We start from the raw sequence: 14,256 nt of genomic DNA, 5'->3' as shown, positions 1-14,256 counted from the left end.
CCCCATGACGACACTCGCCGGCGGTACCGACACGCTCACGCGTGACGCCCTGACGGTCCTCCAGCCCGGCTTCACCGGAACCACCGCCCCCGACTGGCTGCTGCGCCGGCTCGGCGAGGGCCTCGCCTCCGTCGGCCTGTTCGGCCGCAACATCGCCTCGCCCGGCCAACTGGCCGAGCTGACCGCCCGGCTGCGGGCCGAGCGCGGCGACGTCCTGGTCGCGATCGACGAGGAAGGCGGTGACGTGACGCGCCTGGAGGTGCGGACCGGCTCCTCCTTCCCGGGCAACCACGCCCTCGGCGCGGTGGACGACGTGGAGCTGACGCGAGAGGTCGCCCACGAACTGGGCCGCCGTCTCGCGTCCTGCGGCGTGAACCTCAACTGGGCTCCCTCCGCCGATGTGAACTCCGACCCGCGCAACCCGGTGATCGGCGTCCGCTCCTTCGGCGCCGACACCGGCCTCGCCGCCCGGCACACCGCCGCCTATGTGACCGGCCTGCAGTCGGCCGGAGTCGCCGCCTGCACCAAGCACTTCCCGGGCCACGGCGACACGGCCGTCGACTCCCACCACGCCCTCCCGCGCATCGACGTCCCCGCGGACGTGCTGACCGACCGTGAACTGACCCCGTTCCGCGCGGCCATCGCCGCCGGCAGCCGGGCCGTGATGAGCGCCCACATCCTGGTCCCGGCCCTGGACCCCGACCGCCCGGCCACCCTCTCCCGCCGCATCCTGAACGGGCTGCTGCGCGGCGAACTCGGCTACGACGGCCTCATCGTCACCGACGGCATGGAGATGCGGGCCATCGCGGGCACCTACGGCATCGAACGCGGCAGCGTCCTGGCCGTCGCCGCCGGTGCCGACGCGATCTGCGTGGGCGGCGGCCTGGCCGACGACGCGACCGTACGGCGCCTGCGCGACGCCCTGGTCACGGCCGTACGCGTGGGCGAACTGCCCGAGGAACGCCTGGCCGAGGCCGCGGACCGGGTCCGGGCGCTGGCCCGCTGGGCGAGCACGGCCGGCCGCGCGTCCGAGGAGACCCACGGCAGCGAGATCGGCCTGCACGCCGCCCGCCGCGCCCTCACGGTCACCGTCGCCCCTGGCCTGGGGAGCCCGGAGACCTTCAAGCCCCTCACCGAACCGCCCTACGTCGCCGCCCTCACCCCCGTCGCCAACATCGCGGTGGGCGACGAGACCCCCTGGGGCATCGCCGCCGAACTCGTCCACCTCCTGCCCGGCACGGTGACGGGCAGCTTCTCGGCGGAGGACGGCAAGGAGAGTGGCCCCGGTGCCGGCCAGAGCGCCGGACGGGCGGCACTTCAGGCCGCCGGTCCGCGCCGCATCGTCGCCGTCGTCCGCGACGAACACCGCCACCCCTGGATGGCCTCGGCCCTCGACACCCTGCTGGCCGCCCGCCCCGACACCATCGTGGTCGAAATGGGCGTCCCCCAGGCCGCACCCCGAGGAGCCCTGCACATCGCCACCCACGGCGCGGCCCGCGTCTGCGGCCGGGCTGCGGCCGAGGTGATCACCGGGTTGTAAAGCTGGTTGTAAAGCTACCTCCGAATATAGTACTTCTTATACATGAGCGAGCAGGTGCACAACAGGTTGGCCGTGGTGCGCGCCGAACGGAAGGTGTCGCGCCAGAGCCTGGCCGAGGCAGTGGGAGCCCACTACCAGACCATCGGCTACATCGAGCGAGGGCAGTACAACCCGAGCCTCGACCTGGCACTGAGGATCTCGAAGTTCTTCGATCTGCCGGTCGAGGCCCTGTTCTCCCTCGAACCGTTCCGGCCGCTCACGGACGAGGTCTACGGGAGGAACCAGCCTTGACCACGACACGCCTGACCCGCTACGACCGGAGGATGCTGCGGCTCATGAACGACCGCCGCGGCCAGGCCTGGTACGCCACGGCGGCACGCCGGCGCCTGGCGGTCGCCGCGCACATCACCCTCACCGTGGCCATCGGCGCACTGATGACCCACTTCTTCCTCGCCGAGGGCGAGCCGCTGTGGCCCGTCGCCGCGATGGCGGTGCTGCTGCTTCCCTGGATGGTCGCGACCGGCGTCATCAACGGCGCCACCCGGGGCCTGCTGGAACTGCGCGAACACGTACTGGACGAGCGGCAGTCGGCGGAACGCAGCCGCGTCCTGGCCCGGGCCCACCGCATGACGACCCTGCTCCTGTCCGCGGCGGCGATCGCCCTGCTGATCACGGGCGGCGTCGATGGCGACGCCCCGAAGGCCTACGCCGCACCCCTGATCATCGCCGTTCTCGTCGTCCACTGGGTCATGCCGCTGTGGGTGGCCGGCCTGCGGGCTCAGGACGAGCCGACCGACGACGAGGCCCTGGAAGCGGGGGCGCTCCCCTAGGGCCCTTCTGGTGGATCTCCGCAGCGTCGCGACGCCCGGCACGCACGCTCGCCGCACGGTGCGCAGGGCCAGGTGGCTCCGCCACATGACCCTCCGCACCGAACCCAGAGGCCCTCGCTCCGTTCAAGGACCACTCAAGGCGTGTCGCCTGTCACCAACGTCCCCGAACAGCACACCTAGATCCCCTGCCACTGCGGCTTGTTGGCGTACGTGTGCCGGAAGTAGTCCGCCAGCTTCAGCTTCGACGCGGCGGCCTCGTCGACCACGACGGTCGCATGCGGGTGGAGTTGGAGCGCGGACGCGGGGCACACCGCGGCGACCGGTCCCTCCACCGTCGCCGCGACCGCGTCCGCCTTGCCTTCGCCGGTGGCGAGCAGCACCAGGTGCCGGGCCTCCAGGATGGTGCCGATGCCCTGGGTGATCACGTGGTGCGGCACCTGGTCGATATCGCCGTCGAAGAAACGGGCGTTGTCGATCCGGGTCTGCTCGGTGAGCGTCTTGATCCGCGTCCGCGAGGCCAGCGACGAACACGGCTCGTTGAACCCTATGTGCCCGTCGGTCCCGATCCCGAGCAGCTGAAGGTCCACACCTCCGGCGTCCGCGAGCGCCTTGTCGTACGCCTCGCACGCGCCCTGCACGTCTGCGGCCGTGCCGTCCGGCCCCGTGAACTGGTCCATCCCGATACCGAGCGGCTCCAGCACCTCGCGCCGCAGCACCGAGCGGTACGACTCCGGATGGTCGGCGGGCAGCCCCACGTACTCGTCGAGCTGCGCTATCCGCGCCCGCGTGACGTCCACGGCACCGGAGCGCACCTTGGCCGCCAGCGCTTCGTACACGGGCAGCGGCGTCGAGCCGGTCGCCACGCCGAGCAGGGCGCCGGGCTTGCGCCGGAGCAGCTGAGCCATGGCCTCGGCGATGAGCTCGCCGCCCGCCTTGGCGTCCGGAACGATGACAACTTCCACGCTGGGCCTGCCGATCTGAGAGGGATGCTCAACTGGGACCGGACCCGGAAGGGGCCGTGTGGTTTAGACCAATCTAACAGAGCGGGGACGCTGCTCCCAGGGTGAAGGCCGCCGGTCCCGCAGGGGCCGCCGGCCGGTGCCGGGCAGGTCTCCCGCAGGTGAACAACACCGGCCCCGCGTCGCCGTTCCGCGGTGCGGGGGAGTGGAATGGGAGCTGCATCCGCCCACGCCCGGAAGGAACCGCGCCATGAACGCCGCCGCCACACCGGACACCCTCAGCGAGCGCCCGGGCCGGATCATGGCCCGGGAGATGGCGGAACAGCCCGCCGTCCTGCGCCGGATCCTGGCCGACGGCGCCCCCGCCATCCGGGACGTGGCACGGCGGATCGCCGCCCGCGCTCCCCGCTTCGTCCTGCTGACCGCCCGCGGCACCTCCGACAACGCCGCCCTCTACGCCAAGTACCTCCTGGAGATCCGGCTCGGCCTGCCCTGCGGACTCACCTCGATGTCCACGACCACGGCCTACGGCGCCCGGCCCGACCTCACGGACGTCCTGGTCGTCACCGTCAGCCAGTCCGGCGGCTCTCCCGACCTGGTCGCCTCGACGCGGGCCGCCCGCGAGGCCGGCGCGATCACCCTCGCCGTCACCAACAACCCGGACTCGCGCCTCGCCGGCGTCTCCGAGTACCACATCGACATCATGGCCGGACCGGAGAAGGCCCTCCCCGCGACCAAGACGTACACCGCCTCCCTTCTCGCGCTCTACCTGTTCGTCGAGGGCCTGCGCGATGGCGACGGCGCGCCCGCGCGCGTGCTGCCGGATCTCGCCGAGAACCTACTCGCCCGGCAGGACGAGGTGCGCGCGCTCGCCGCCCGCTACCGCTTCGCCGAGCGCATGGTGATCACCTCGCGCGGCTACGGCTACCCCACGGCGAAGGAGGCCGCCCTCAAGCTGATGGAGACCAGCTACATCCCCGCCCTCTCCTACTCCGGCGCCGACCTGCTGCACGGGCCACTCGCCATGGTCGACAACGTCTCCCCGGTCATCGCCGTGGTCACCGACGGCAAGGGCGGTGAAGCGCTCCAGCCGGTCCTCGACCGGCTGCGCGGACGCGGTGCCGACCTGGTCGTCATCGGCCCCAGGCACCAGGTCGAGCAGGCGTCGGCCGGATTCGTCCTGCCTACGCAGGACGTCGCCGAGGAGGTCCAGCCCGTCCTGGAGATCATTCCCCTCCAGCTCCTGGCCCACGAGGTCACCCTCGCCCGCGGCCAGGACCCGGACGCGCCCAGGGCGCTGGCGAAGGTGACGGAGACACGTTGACTACGTGAGCGAACCCCCGGTCACATCCACCCAGCTCCCCGTCACCCACCGCCCCCCGTCCGAGACCAGGAACGCCACCACATCGGCGACTTCGGCCGGCTCCCCCACCCCGCCCAGCGCCGCAAGTGCCGCGGCCTTCGCCCAGCCGTCGGCACTGCCGTGCAGCAGCGGGGCCGTGTTGTCCGTGTCGATGATCCCCGGCGCCACCGAGTTCACCGTGATGCCCCGAGGGCCCAGCACCTTGGACAGGTCCCGCGAGAGGACGTCCAGCGCGCCCTTCGTCATCGCGTAGGCCATGTTGTCCGGCATCGCCGCCGTCCGGGCCAGTCCCGACGATATGTTGACGACCCGGCCGCCGTCCCGCAGCCGCGTCATGCCCTGCTTGAGTATGAAGAACGGCGCCTTCACGTTCACCGCGAAGACCCTGTCGTACTCCGGTTCCTCCAGCTCCTGGATCGGCCGCGTGTTGCCGATCCCGGCGTTGTTCACCAGGATGTCCAGCCCGTCCGCGTGCCGGTCGAACTCCGCCCACAGCGCTTCGGCGTCCCCCGGCAGTCCCAGCTCCACGCCCACCGTGAACGCCGAGCCGCCTGCCGCCTCGATCGCCGCGACCGTCTCCTTCGCCGCCGTCTCGTTCCTGCCGTAGTGCACCCCGACCCGCGCGCCGTCGCGCCCCAGCCGCTCGGCGATCCCTCGCCCGATGCCCCTGCTCGCCCCCGTGACGAGTGCCGTCCTGCCTGTGAGCACGCCCATGGCGGCGCCCCCTTCGTATTTCTCTAGCGGTCGCTACAGAAATAACCGTACAGCAGCGCGCCGACAATTTTCTAGTGCCCGCTATAAAATGCACTCCATGGTGAACGACGACGGGACCGCCAGGACCGAGGGGCACGGAACCGTGACGAGCGAGAGCAGCGGAACCGCCATGAGTGGCCCGACGGGCGGAACGGCCACGGGCAAGGCCAAGGGCAGGCCCCGCGGCCGCCCCCGCTCCTTCGACCGTGAGACCGCCCTGGAGAAGGCGCTCCTGGCCTTCTGGGAGCACGGCTACGAGGCCACGTCCGTCTCCGACCTCACCCGCGTCATGGACATAGGAGCCCCCAGCCTCTACGCGGCCTTCGGCGACAAGCAGTCCCTCTTCGAGGAGGTCGTCCAGGTCTACGGCACGCGGTACGGCTCGTTCACGGACCGGGCCCTCGCCGAGGAACCCACCGCCCGGGACGCCGTCGAGCGCATGCTGCGCGAGGCCGCGACCGCGTACACGGAACCCGGCCATCCGCACGGCTGCCTCGTCGTCCACGCCGCCGCGAACTGCTCGACCCCCGAGGTCGAACAGTCGCTGCGAGACCGCCGCAACGCCAACATCGCCGCGTTCGAGAGCCGCGTCCGAGCCGATGTCGCCGCAGGCGTGCTGCCCCCGGGCACCGACGCCGCCGCCCTGGCCCGGCACACCGGGGCGATGATCCAGGGTATGTCGCAGCAGGCACGGGACGGCGCGAGCCGGGAGGAGCTGGAAGCGGTCGCGGAAATTGCCATGTCCATCTGGCCCCGCACAGGAACCCACACGGGTTAGGCTGCGGGAGGACGCCGGCGCGTCCGAGCCGCCGGATAATTAACAACAACGAACAGCCTCCAACGCATGGACACCCATGAGTGGTCTAGTCCACAATGCGTGATGAGAGCGCGTGTGCAGCGCTCACCAGCCTCCGCCTTCCCCGCACAGGAAGGCGGACAGAGGAACCGAGGCTCTCTGCCCTGACTGCCCCGGCTCCTCGTCCTTCGGCCGACCGGGACCGCACACCCCACGGCCGATACTGCTCCGGGCTGCGGTGCCGGGAGGGTTGAGGGTCCCTCTCAGGCGCCGCGGCCCGCGGGTGTTCCAGAAGCCCGTACCGGTCCGGGGCTGTACATTTCAGAGCCGTACAAACCCCCGGGTACGCTCGCTCACGTGCCCTCCATGAACGAACTCGTACGCCAGCACACCGCCCTCGACGACACGGATCTCGAGTGGCTCCACCTGCTGGTCTCGGAGTGGCAGCTGCTCTCCGACCTCTCCTTCGCCGACCTGGTGCTCTGGGTCCCCACCAGCGACGGCACGCGGTATGTATCCGTCGCGCAGATGCGGCCCAACACCGGTCCGACGTCCTACCAGGACGACATGGTGGGCCACCTCGTCCCGCGTGGCCGCCGCCCGATGCTGGACGCCGCCCTCGACGAGGGCCGCATCGTGCGCGAGGGGGACCCCGAGTGGCGCGAAGAGGTTCCCGTCCGGGTCGAGTCGATCCCCGTGCGGCGTGAGGGGCGCGTCCTCGGCGTCATCGCGCGCAACACCAACCTCCTCACCGTGCGCACCCCGAGCCGCCTGGAGCTCACCTATCTCCAGAGTGCCTCCGACCTCGCGCAGATGATCGCGGCCGGCTCCTTCCCGTTCGCGAACCAGCAGCTCGACATGGATGCCTCGCCCCGGGTGGGTGACGGCCTGATCCGGCTCGACGCCGACGGCATGGTCCAGTACGCCTCTCCGAACGCGCTGTCCGCCTATCACCGTCTGGGCCTCGCCTCCGACCTCGTCGGCCAGCACCTGGGCAAGACCACCGCCGAACTCGCCCCGACCAGGGGCCCGGTGGACGAGGCGCTCGCCAAGGTCGCCAGCGGCTGGGCGCCGCGGGAGTTCGAGATCGAGGCCACCGACGGGGTCATCCAGTTCCGCGCGATCCCCCTCAAACCCAAGGGCACGCGCATCGGCTCGCTGGTCCTGCTCCGCGACGTCACCGAACTCCGCCGCCGCGAACGCGAGTTGATCACCAAGGACGCGACGATCCGGGAGATCCACCACCGCGTCAAGAACAACCTCCAGACGGTGGCGGCCCTGCTCCGCCTCCAGGCCCGGCGCATCGAATCCGACCGCGGCCGCGAGGCCCTGGAGGAGGCGGTGCGACGCGTCGGATCGATTGCGATCGTGCACGAGACGCTCTCCCAGAACCTGGACGAGCGCGTGGAGTTCGACGAGATCGCCGACCGCGTCCTGGCGATGGTCGCGGAGATCTCCCCGGGCAAGGTCGCCGGCCGGCGCACCGGCCGGTTCGGCATCCTCGACGCCGAGGTCGCCACGCCGCTGTCGATGGTGCTGACCGAGGTTCTGCAGAACGCTCTGGAGCACGGCTTCCGCGAGGGCGACACCGGCACGGTCGAGGTGTCCGCGGTCCGCGGCGGCACCTCCAAGGAGGCCCGCCTGCTGGTCACCGTCCAGGACGACGGCGTCGGCCTGCCGGAAGGTTTCGATCCGAAGACCGCGGGCAATCTCGGCCTCCAGATCGTACGCACCTTGGTGGAGGGCGAGTTGGGGGGCACCTTCGACATGGTTCCGGCCCCGGAGCGCGGCACCCGGGTGATCCTGGACATCCCGGTGCCGGTGCGGAAGTAGAAGCGGCAGCACCTCGGGGCCGGTGCGCGTCTTTCGGCGGAGGCCCGGAAAAGCATTGAGCCCTGGGCCATCACATGGCCCAGGGCTAAAGCTCGTTGCTGCTTAACTAAGCGCATCGGGGGAACTGCGCGCTGCGGCTCGGGGGCGGGAGATGCGTACTCGCTGTCAACGGAGTGATGCCGACAGGCACACGCGCCGCCAAGCTCAGGCTGTCAGCAGGGGTGGGTTGTCAGGCGGAGGCCTGACGGGCCCGGTTGCGGGCGGCGCGGCGCTTCATGGCGCGGCGCTCGTCCTCGCTGAGACCACCCCAGACGCCGGAGTCCTGGCCGGACTCGAGCGCCCACTGCAGACACTGCTCGATCACCGGGCAGCGACGGCAGACGGCCTTGGCTTCCTCGATCTGCAGCAGCGCAGGACCGGTGTTGCCGATGGGGAAGAAGAGCTCGGGGTCTTCCTCGCGGCAAACGGCGTTGTGACGCCAGTCCATGGCTGCTACCTCTCCTTGGTATTACGTGCAAGTGCTTGTGAATGTGAACGCTTTCACGAATCCCTCAACAAGTGAAGGGCCGACCGCCAGGTTCCCTGGCGTGGGTCCTGTGAATTGAAGAGGGGTTCTGGTGATCAGTGGAGGCCGATGTTGCGGGCCGTCCCGATCGCCACGTAGAGACTCGCAAACCTCAGCGGCGGATACAACCCCTTCTGGAAAGTTTTTTTTGATTCTTCGGTGTCGACTAGGTCACAGCCGTACTTCCATGGGGTGGATCCTGGCCTAAACGTTCGAGTGAAAGGACTTTAGCCAGTTCTGCTCACACAATCACACGCAGTGCACGGCGAACGCCTGTGAACGTCACGCTTGTCCGCAGCCCCAGGTGGTCACCGTCCATCTGGAGGGGGAGTGGCACCTTCGAATGCAAGGTGAACTCGGTCAAATCGTGCAGAGAGGTGGCGTGTTTGCCATGGGGTCCGCGCTCGGGGGACGAAGTGAGCAACTGGGTGCCATACCGGGCAACCGCCGCCGTGGACAGCCGGCTGAGACCGAAGAGATCCAGTCCGGTATCGAACGAGGCCTTAGGTGCCGCGTAGATCGGGCGATTCCCCAGAAACGTCCACGGAGAGGTGTTCGAGACTATGGACAGCACCAGATCGGTGACCGGATCCTCGCCCGCCCGCTCCAGCGTGATCGTCCCGTGCCGGCGGTTCGGCTCCCCGAGGAGTTGGCGCACGACCTGGCGGACGTAAAGGGCGTGTGTGGATTTCCGGCCGCGCTCGCGGTGCTGCTCCACGCGGCCGACCACGCCGGCGTCGAAGCCGAGCCCCGCGTTGAAGGTGAACCAGCGGGAGGGCACCGCCTCGTCCTCCGTGCCCGGCGTGCCGGAGGTCAGGCCCAGGCCGACGGTGCGTTCGCTGCCGTCGCGCAGGGCGTCCAGCAGGGCCCCGGTGGCTTCCACCGCGTCGTTGGGCAGGCCCAGGGCGCGGGCGAAGACGTTGGTGGAGCCGCCCGGGACCACGGCGAGGCCGGGGAGGTGCCCCGGGTCGGGGCCGGCGTGCAGGAGGCCGTTGACCACCTCGTTGACCGTGCCGTCGCCGCCGAGGGCCACCACCAGGTCTATGTCGTCGCTCTCCGCCGCGTGCCGGCCCAGGTCGCGCGCGTGGCCGCGGTACTCGGTCGTGACCGCTTCCAGCTTCATCTCGCTGGCGAGCGCGTGGATCAGTACGTCGCGTGTACGCGCACTTGTGGTGGTTGCCGCCGGATTGACCACGAGAAGTGCACGCATGACTGGCAGCGTACCTACTGGGTGGTACCGGGCCCAGACCGAGGTAGGGATCAGGTAAGAGAGCGGGGGTGAACCTCACCACGAGGGCGCGTACGACCAGGGCTACTCTTCAGGGGTGAGCAGTGAGCAGACCCCCACCACCCCGGACATCACCGGCCCCCGCCCGCGGCGGCTGACGTACGCCGCGCTGCTGGCCGCACTGGAAGGGCTCGCGCTGGTCGTCGGCGGCGTCTGGATCGTCGTCCTCGGCCTCACGGGGCATCCGGACGATCGGCAGCAAGCCGTCACCGGAGGCATCACGCTGGTCGTGCTCGCACTGCTTCCGCTGCTCGCCGCACGCGGGCTGCTCGGCCGCCGCAGCTGGAGCCGCGGCCCGGCCGTCATCACCCAGATCATGGCGCTGCCGGTGGCCTACAACCTGCTGCAGGCCGACAGCATGGCCATTCCGGCCGGGATCGCCCTCGCGGTCGTGGCCGTCGCGGCGCTGGTCCTGCTCGTGAACCCCGAGACGACCCGGGCCCTGGGGATCCGAGGGCCCGGCAACGCGGAGAAGTAGCCGTCCGTCAGGGAGCCGTCACTCCTCGACGAGGAGCTTCTCCCGGAGCTGCGCCAGTGTGCGCGCCAGCAGCCGCGAGACGTGCATCTGCGAGATGCCGACCTCCTGCGCGATCTGCGACTGGGTCATGTTGCCGAAGAACCGCAGCAGCAGGATCCGCTTCTCGCGCGGCGGGAGGTCCTCCAGCAGCGGCTTGAGGGACTCCCGGTACTCCACGCCCTCCAGCGCCTCGTCCTCCGCGCCGAGGGTGTCCGCGACCGCCGGGGACTCGTCGTCGGTGTCGGGGACGTCCAGGGACAGCGTGGAGTACGCGTTGGCGGACTCCAGGCCCTCCAGGACCTCCTCCTCCGAGATCGCCAGCTTCTCGGCGAGCTCGTGGACCGTGGGGGAGCGGCCGTGCAACTGCGAGAGCTCGGCCGTGGCCGTGGTCAGCGACAGGCGCAGCTCCTGGAGGCGGCGTGGGACGCGCACCGCCCAGCCCTTGTCGCGGAAGTGCCGCTTGATCTCGCCGACGACCGTGGGGGTCGCGTACGTGGAGAACTCCACGCCGCGGTCCGGGTCGAAGCGGTCGACCGACTTGATCAGCCCGATCGTGGCGACCTGGGTGAGGTCGTCCAGCGGCTCGCCGCGGTTGCGGAAGCGCCGCGCGAGATGCTCGACGAGCGGCAGGTGCATGCGGACCAGCTGGTTGCGCAGCTCGGCGTACTCGGGGCTGCCCGGGCTGAGGGTGCGCAGCTTGAGGAACATGTCGCGCGCCCCGCTGCGGTCCGGGGAGCCGTGCTGCGCACCCTGTGCGTGGTGCGCGCGCGGCGCTGCGTCCTCGGAGTGTCGCTCGTGCTCGCTCATCGTCCCGCCCGTCGCCCTTCCCCGAGCCCTCGCCTCCTCCTCCACTCCCGGCTTCGCGCGAGTGGGAGGACCCCCCTGGGCGGGAGATGCCGCGATCCCTCCGCCCGGAGGCGCGCTCCGCACGGCACCGTCCCTGTCCCGCCGCTCGCCTCCCGGGAGGACGGCCCCCTCGGAGTCGTCCTCGGGATGCGGGCGGGCCTGCTCGGGGATGCCGTCGATGCCGTCCGCCATGCGCCGGGTGCCGCAGGGCGCCGCGTCCTCGCCCGGGGCCGTGCCCTTGACCGGCAGCTCTCGTGTGCCGCGCTCTTCGTCCCGCACCGGCCCGTCCTCGTTCCTCACGCCGGCCCGGGTCCCGCGCCGCGCTGTTTGTAGAGGCTGATCGAAACGGTTTTGTCCTTGTCCACGGCGGAGGAGACCTTGCCCGCCAGAGCGGACAGGACCGTCCAGGCGAAGGTGTCCCGCGAGGGGGCATGACCATCCGTGGTCGGCGCCGAGACGGTGACCTCGAGCGAGTCGTCGACGAGGCGGAAGACACAGCTGAGCACCGAGCCGGGCACGGCCTGCTGAAGCAGGATCGCGCAGGCCTCGTCCACCGCGATGCGCAGGTCCTCGATCTCGTCGAGGGTGAAGTCCAAACGGGCCGCGAGACCGGCCGTGGCCGTACGCAGCACCGACAGGTAGGCACCCGCGGCCGGCAGCCGGACTTCCACGAAGTCCTGAGTCGCGGGCTCGCCTGCGATCTGGGACACCCTCACCTCCATGGTGGTACAAGCGTTTCAGGGCCGAGGGTCGCCCCCCGGGGTAACGCGATACGTGGTTCAGCGGTGACGCTATCGCGCTCTCAATGGTCCTGTCCCCGGGACCCCAACCCCGTGCCGTCACTCACAGTAAACCTGTGGATACGCTCCGTGTCTAGGGGGTAGGCGGGCCCAAAAGGGAAGAGCGCGCGCCGGGTTGACGTACCCAGACGTCAGACGGTCGAACCGTCCGGCGCCGGGGTCCTGTCGCGTCACACCAGGACATGATCGACAAAGCACCAGCGCCAGGTCTCCCCGGGCTCATGGGTCCGCATCACGGGATGCCCGGACTCCTTGTGGTGCTCCGCCGCGTGCCGCCCCGGCGAGGAGTCGCAGCACCCGACGTGACCGCAGCTCAGGCACAGCCGCAGTTGCACCGGATCCATGCCCTCCGCCAGGCACGCCGGACACGTCTCGCTGAGCGGGACGGGGTCGGGGTGCGGCAGCGCGTCGGCATGCGTGCACTGTTTCATGATTGCCAGGTTACGACGGTCGCGCCGAAGACCGCGTGGAAAAAAGAGGGCGGGCGAGAACGATGGACGTGATGCCACTGCTGTTGCTGGTGGCGGGCAGCGCGGGGATCGCCGCGGTGGCCAGGCGCACACCGGTTCCCGCGCCGCTTCTGCTGGTGGCGGTCGGGCTCGCGGTCAGTGCCGTCCCCGGCGTGCCGGACTACACCCTCGACCCGCACGTCGTCCTGCCGCTCCTGCTGCCCCCGCTGCTGCACACGGCCGCCACCGACAGCTCGTACCTGGACCTGCGGGCGCAGTTGCGGCCGGTCGCCCTGCTGTCCGTCGGGTACGTGCTGTTCGCGACCTTCGCCGTCGGCTGGGCCCTGTACATGCTCGTACCGGACCTGCCGCTGACCGCGGCACTGGTCTTCGGCGCGGTGGTGGCCCCGCCGGACGCGGTCGCGGCGACGGCCGTGGCCCGCCGGGTCGGGCTGCCGTCGCGGATCACCACGATCCTCCAGGGCGAGTCCCTGCTCAACGACGCCACCGCGATCACCGCCTACCGGGTGGCCCTGGCCGCCGCCGTCGGCGAGGGCGCGACTTGGGCCGGCGGCATCGCAGAGTTCCTGCTCGCGGCGGTCGGCGGCGTCGTGGCCGGGCTCGTGCTGATGGCGCCGATCCACTGGATTCGCACGCACGTGAAGGAGGCGCTGTTCCAGAACACGCTCTCCCTGCTGACCCCGTTCGTCGCGTACGCCGTCGCCGAGCAGGTGCACGCCTCCGGCGTCCTCGCGGTCGTCGTCGTGGCGCTCTACCTGGGCCACCGCGCGTGGGAGGTCGACTTCGCCACGCGGCTCCAGGAGGAGGCGGTGTGGAAGATGGTCGCCTTCGTCCTGGAGTCGGCGGTGTTCGCCCTGATCGGCCTCCAGCTGCCCGTGGTGCTGAGGGGACTCGGGGCGTACGAGGGGGCCCTTGCCGCCTGGTACGCGGTTGCCGTCTTCCTGGTCGTCGTCGCCACCCGGTTCGTGTGGGTGTACCCGGCGACCTTCCTGCCGCGGCTGCTGTCGGCCCGGATCCGGGAGCGGGAGGCGAATCCGACCTGGAGGGGGCCGTTCGTGATCGCGTGGGCCGGTATGCGGGGCGTGGTCTCGCTGGCCATCGCGTTCTCTATCCCGCTCACCCTGCACGACGGCGCGGAGCCCTTCCCGCACCGCAACCTCATCCTCTTCCTGACCTTCACGACCGTCATCGGCACGTTGGTCGTGCAGGGTCTCACCCTGCCCCCGCTGATCCGTCTGCTGAAGTTCCCCGGACGGGACACACAGGCCGAGACACTGGCCGAGGCGAACGCCCAGGCGCAGGCCTCCCGGGCCGCCGAGCGGCGCCTTGACGAGCTCCTCACCGACGAACGCAACGCCCTGCCCGCCCCGCTCACCGACCGGCTCCGCATCGTCCTGGAGCGCCGCCGCAACGCCGTCTGGGAACGCCTCGGGCAGGCCAACCCGGTCACGGGGGAGTCCGTCGACGACACCTACCGGCGGCTGTCGCGGGAGATGATCAGCACCGAGCGCGAGGTGTTCGTCAAGCTTCGGGACGCCCGGTACATCGACGACGAGATGCTGCGGACGCTGCTGCGCAGGCTGGACCTGGAGGAGGCGGCGGCCTTCCGGGAGGCGGCGTAGGGGTGGGGAGCGACGGACGGCGGGGCGCGCTGCGGTGCGTCGGGGAGGGCTGGCGGGTGTCACCGGAAGGGCGG

The 14,256-nt window shown here is 70.7% G+C and carries 15 protein-coding genes; 8 read left to right on the top strand and 7 right to left on the bottom strand.

The genetic code is table 11. From position 1 onward, the window contains the following. Positions 1-4: 4 nt before the first annotated feature. From ACFZDA_RS32140 to ACFZDA_RS32130, 3 genes are read left to right on the top strand one after another with little or no spacing between them, the layout of a single operon-like run. Positions 5-1,540 (top strand): glycoside hydrolase family 3 N-terminal domain-containing protein, encoded by a 1,536-nt coding sequence (locus ACFZDA_RS32140; RefSeq protein ID WP_391088493.1) that lies wholly within the window; start codon positions 5-7, stop codon positions 1,538-1,540. Between the two features lie 42 nt (positions 1,541-1,582). Continuing rightward, the gene (locus tag ACFZDA_RS32135) at positions 1,583-1,831 is read left to right on the top strand and encodes a helix-turn-helix transcriptional regulator (RefSeq protein ID WP_010047561.1); all 249 of its coding nucleotides are present in this window, start codon (positions 1,583-1,585) and stop codon (positions 1,829-1,831) included. Beyond that, complete coding sequence (locus tag ACFZDA_RS32130) at positions 1,828-2,370, top strand: hypothetical protein (protein ID WP_391088492.1); 543 nt, start codon at positions 1,828-1,830, stop codon at positions 2,368-2,370. The genes ACFZDA_RS32135 and ACFZDA_RS32130 overlap by 4 nt, the downstream gene beginning before the upstream one ends. 176 nt (positions 2,371-2,546) lie before the next feature. Here ACFZDA_RS32130 and nagB read toward each other — a convergent pair whose 3' ends face one another. Further along, the gene (nagB, locus tag ACFZDA_RS32125) at positions 2,547-3,332 is read right to left on the bottom strand and encodes a glucosamine-6-phosphate deaminase (RefSeq protein ID WP_391088490.1); all 786 of its coding nucleotides are present in this window, start codon (positions 3,330-3,332) and stop codon (positions 2,547-2,549) included. Positions 3,333-3,579: 247 nt separating this feature from the next. Here nagB and ACFZDA_RS32120 point away from each other — a divergent pair, with 247 nt between their 5' ends. After that, complete coding sequence (locus ACFZDA_RS32120; RefSeq protein ID WP_391088488.1) at positions 3,580-4,653, top strand: SIS domain-containing protein; 1,074 nt, start codon at positions 3,580-3,582, stop codon at positions 4,651-4,653. Here the strand turns inward: ACFZDA_RS32120 and ACFZDA_RS32115 are convergent, their stop codons facing one another. Continuing rightward, positions 4,654-5,406 carry an SDR family oxidoreductase gene (locus ACFZDA_RS32115; RefSeq protein WP_391088487.1) on the bottom strand — a complete coding sequence of 251 codons (753 nt, stop codon included), beginning with the start codon at positions 5,404-5,406 and terminating at the stop codon, positions 4,654-4,656. It abuts the gene before it with no gap. A 169-nt stretch (positions 5,407-5,575) separates the two neighbouring features. On the opposite strand from ACFZDA_RS32115, the gene ACFZDA_RS32110 reads away from it, so the two are divergent. Both ACFZDA_RS32110 and ACFZDA_RS32105 read left to right on the top strand, forming a co-directional pair. Next, positions 5,576-6,223 carry a TetR family transcriptional regulator gene (locus ACFZDA_RS32110; protein WP_391088651.1) on the top strand — a complete coding sequence of 216 codons (648 nt, stop codon included), beginning with the start codon at positions 5,576-5,578 and terminating at the stop codon, positions 6,221-6,223. A 384-nt stretch (positions 6,224-6,607) separates the two neighbouring features. After that, positions 6,608-8,074 carry a histidine kinase N-terminal domain-containing protein gene (locus tag ACFZDA_RS32105; RefSeq protein WP_391088650.1) on the top strand — a complete coding sequence of 489 codons (1,467 nt, stop codon included), beginning with the start codon at positions 6,608-6,610 and terminating at the stop codon, positions 8,072-8,074. Between the two features lie 229 nt (positions 8,075-8,303). Here ACFZDA_RS32105 and ACFZDA_RS32100 read toward each other — a convergent pair whose 3' ends face one another. Both ACFZDA_RS32100 and ACFZDA_RS32095 read right to left on the bottom strand, forming a co-directional pair. After that, positions 8,304-8,561, bottom strand: coding sequence for a WhiB family transcriptional regulator (locus ACFZDA_RS32100; RefSeq protein WP_003992873.1), 258 nt, complete (start codon positions 8,559-8,561; stop codon positions 8,304-8,306). A 319-nt stretch (positions 8,562-8,880) separates the two neighbouring features. Continuing rightward, the gene (locus ACFZDA_RS32095; RefSeq protein ID WP_391088486.1) at positions 8,881-9,849 is read right to left on the bottom strand and encodes a diacylglycerol kinase family protein; all 969 of its coding nucleotides are present in this window, start codon (positions 9,847-9,849) and stop codon (positions 8,881-8,883) included. A 115-nt stretch (positions 9,850-9,964) separates the two neighbouring features. On the opposite strand from ACFZDA_RS32095, the gene ACFZDA_RS32090 reads away from it, so the two are divergent. Then, positions 9,965-10,405, top strand: a complete 441-nt coding sequence (locus ACFZDA_RS32090; RefSeq protein ID WP_391088485.1) for a hypothetical protein — start codon at positions 9,965-9,967, stop codon at positions 10,403-10,405. Between the two features lie 18 nt (positions 10,406-10,423). Here ACFZDA_RS32090 and ACFZDA_RS32085 read toward each other — a convergent pair whose 3' ends face one another. The 3 genes from ACFZDA_RS32085 to ACFZDA_RS32075 form a co-directional block, all read right to left on the bottom strand. Next, entirely contained in the window at positions 10,424-11,590 is a 1,167-nt protein-coding gene (locus ACFZDA_RS32085) for a SigB/SigF/SigG family RNA polymerase sigma factor (RefSeq protein ID WP_391088484.1), read from the bottom strand. After that, entirely contained in the window at positions 11,587-12,000 is a 414-nt protein-coding gene (locus ACFZDA_RS32080) for a hypothetical protein (protein ID WP_003992877.1), read from the bottom strand. The genes ACFZDA_RS32085 and ACFZDA_RS32080 overlap by 4 nt, the downstream gene beginning before the upstream one ends. 260 nt (positions 12,001-12,260) lie before the next feature. Further along, entirely contained in the window at positions 12,261-12,521 is a 261-nt protein-coding gene (locus ACFZDA_RS32075) for a UBP-type zinc finger domain-containing protein (protein WP_391088482.1), read from the bottom strand. A 62-nt stretch (positions 12,522-12,583) separates the two neighbouring features. On the opposite strand from ACFZDA_RS32075, the gene ACFZDA_RS32070 reads away from it, so the two are divergent. Then, entirely contained in the window at positions 12,584-14,182 is a 1,599-nt protein-coding gene (locus ACFZDA_RS32070) for a Na+/H+ antiporter (RefSeq protein WP_391088480.1), read from the top strand. Positions 14,183-14,256 lie beyond the last annotated feature (74 nt).

Source organism: Streptomyces sp. NPDC007991 (genome assembly GCF_042958445.1).
Lineage (GTDB): Bacteria > Actinomycetota > Actinomycetes > Streptomycetales > Streptomycetaceae > Streptomyces.
This window is presented reverse-complemented; position numbering and strand designations above follow the sequence as displayed.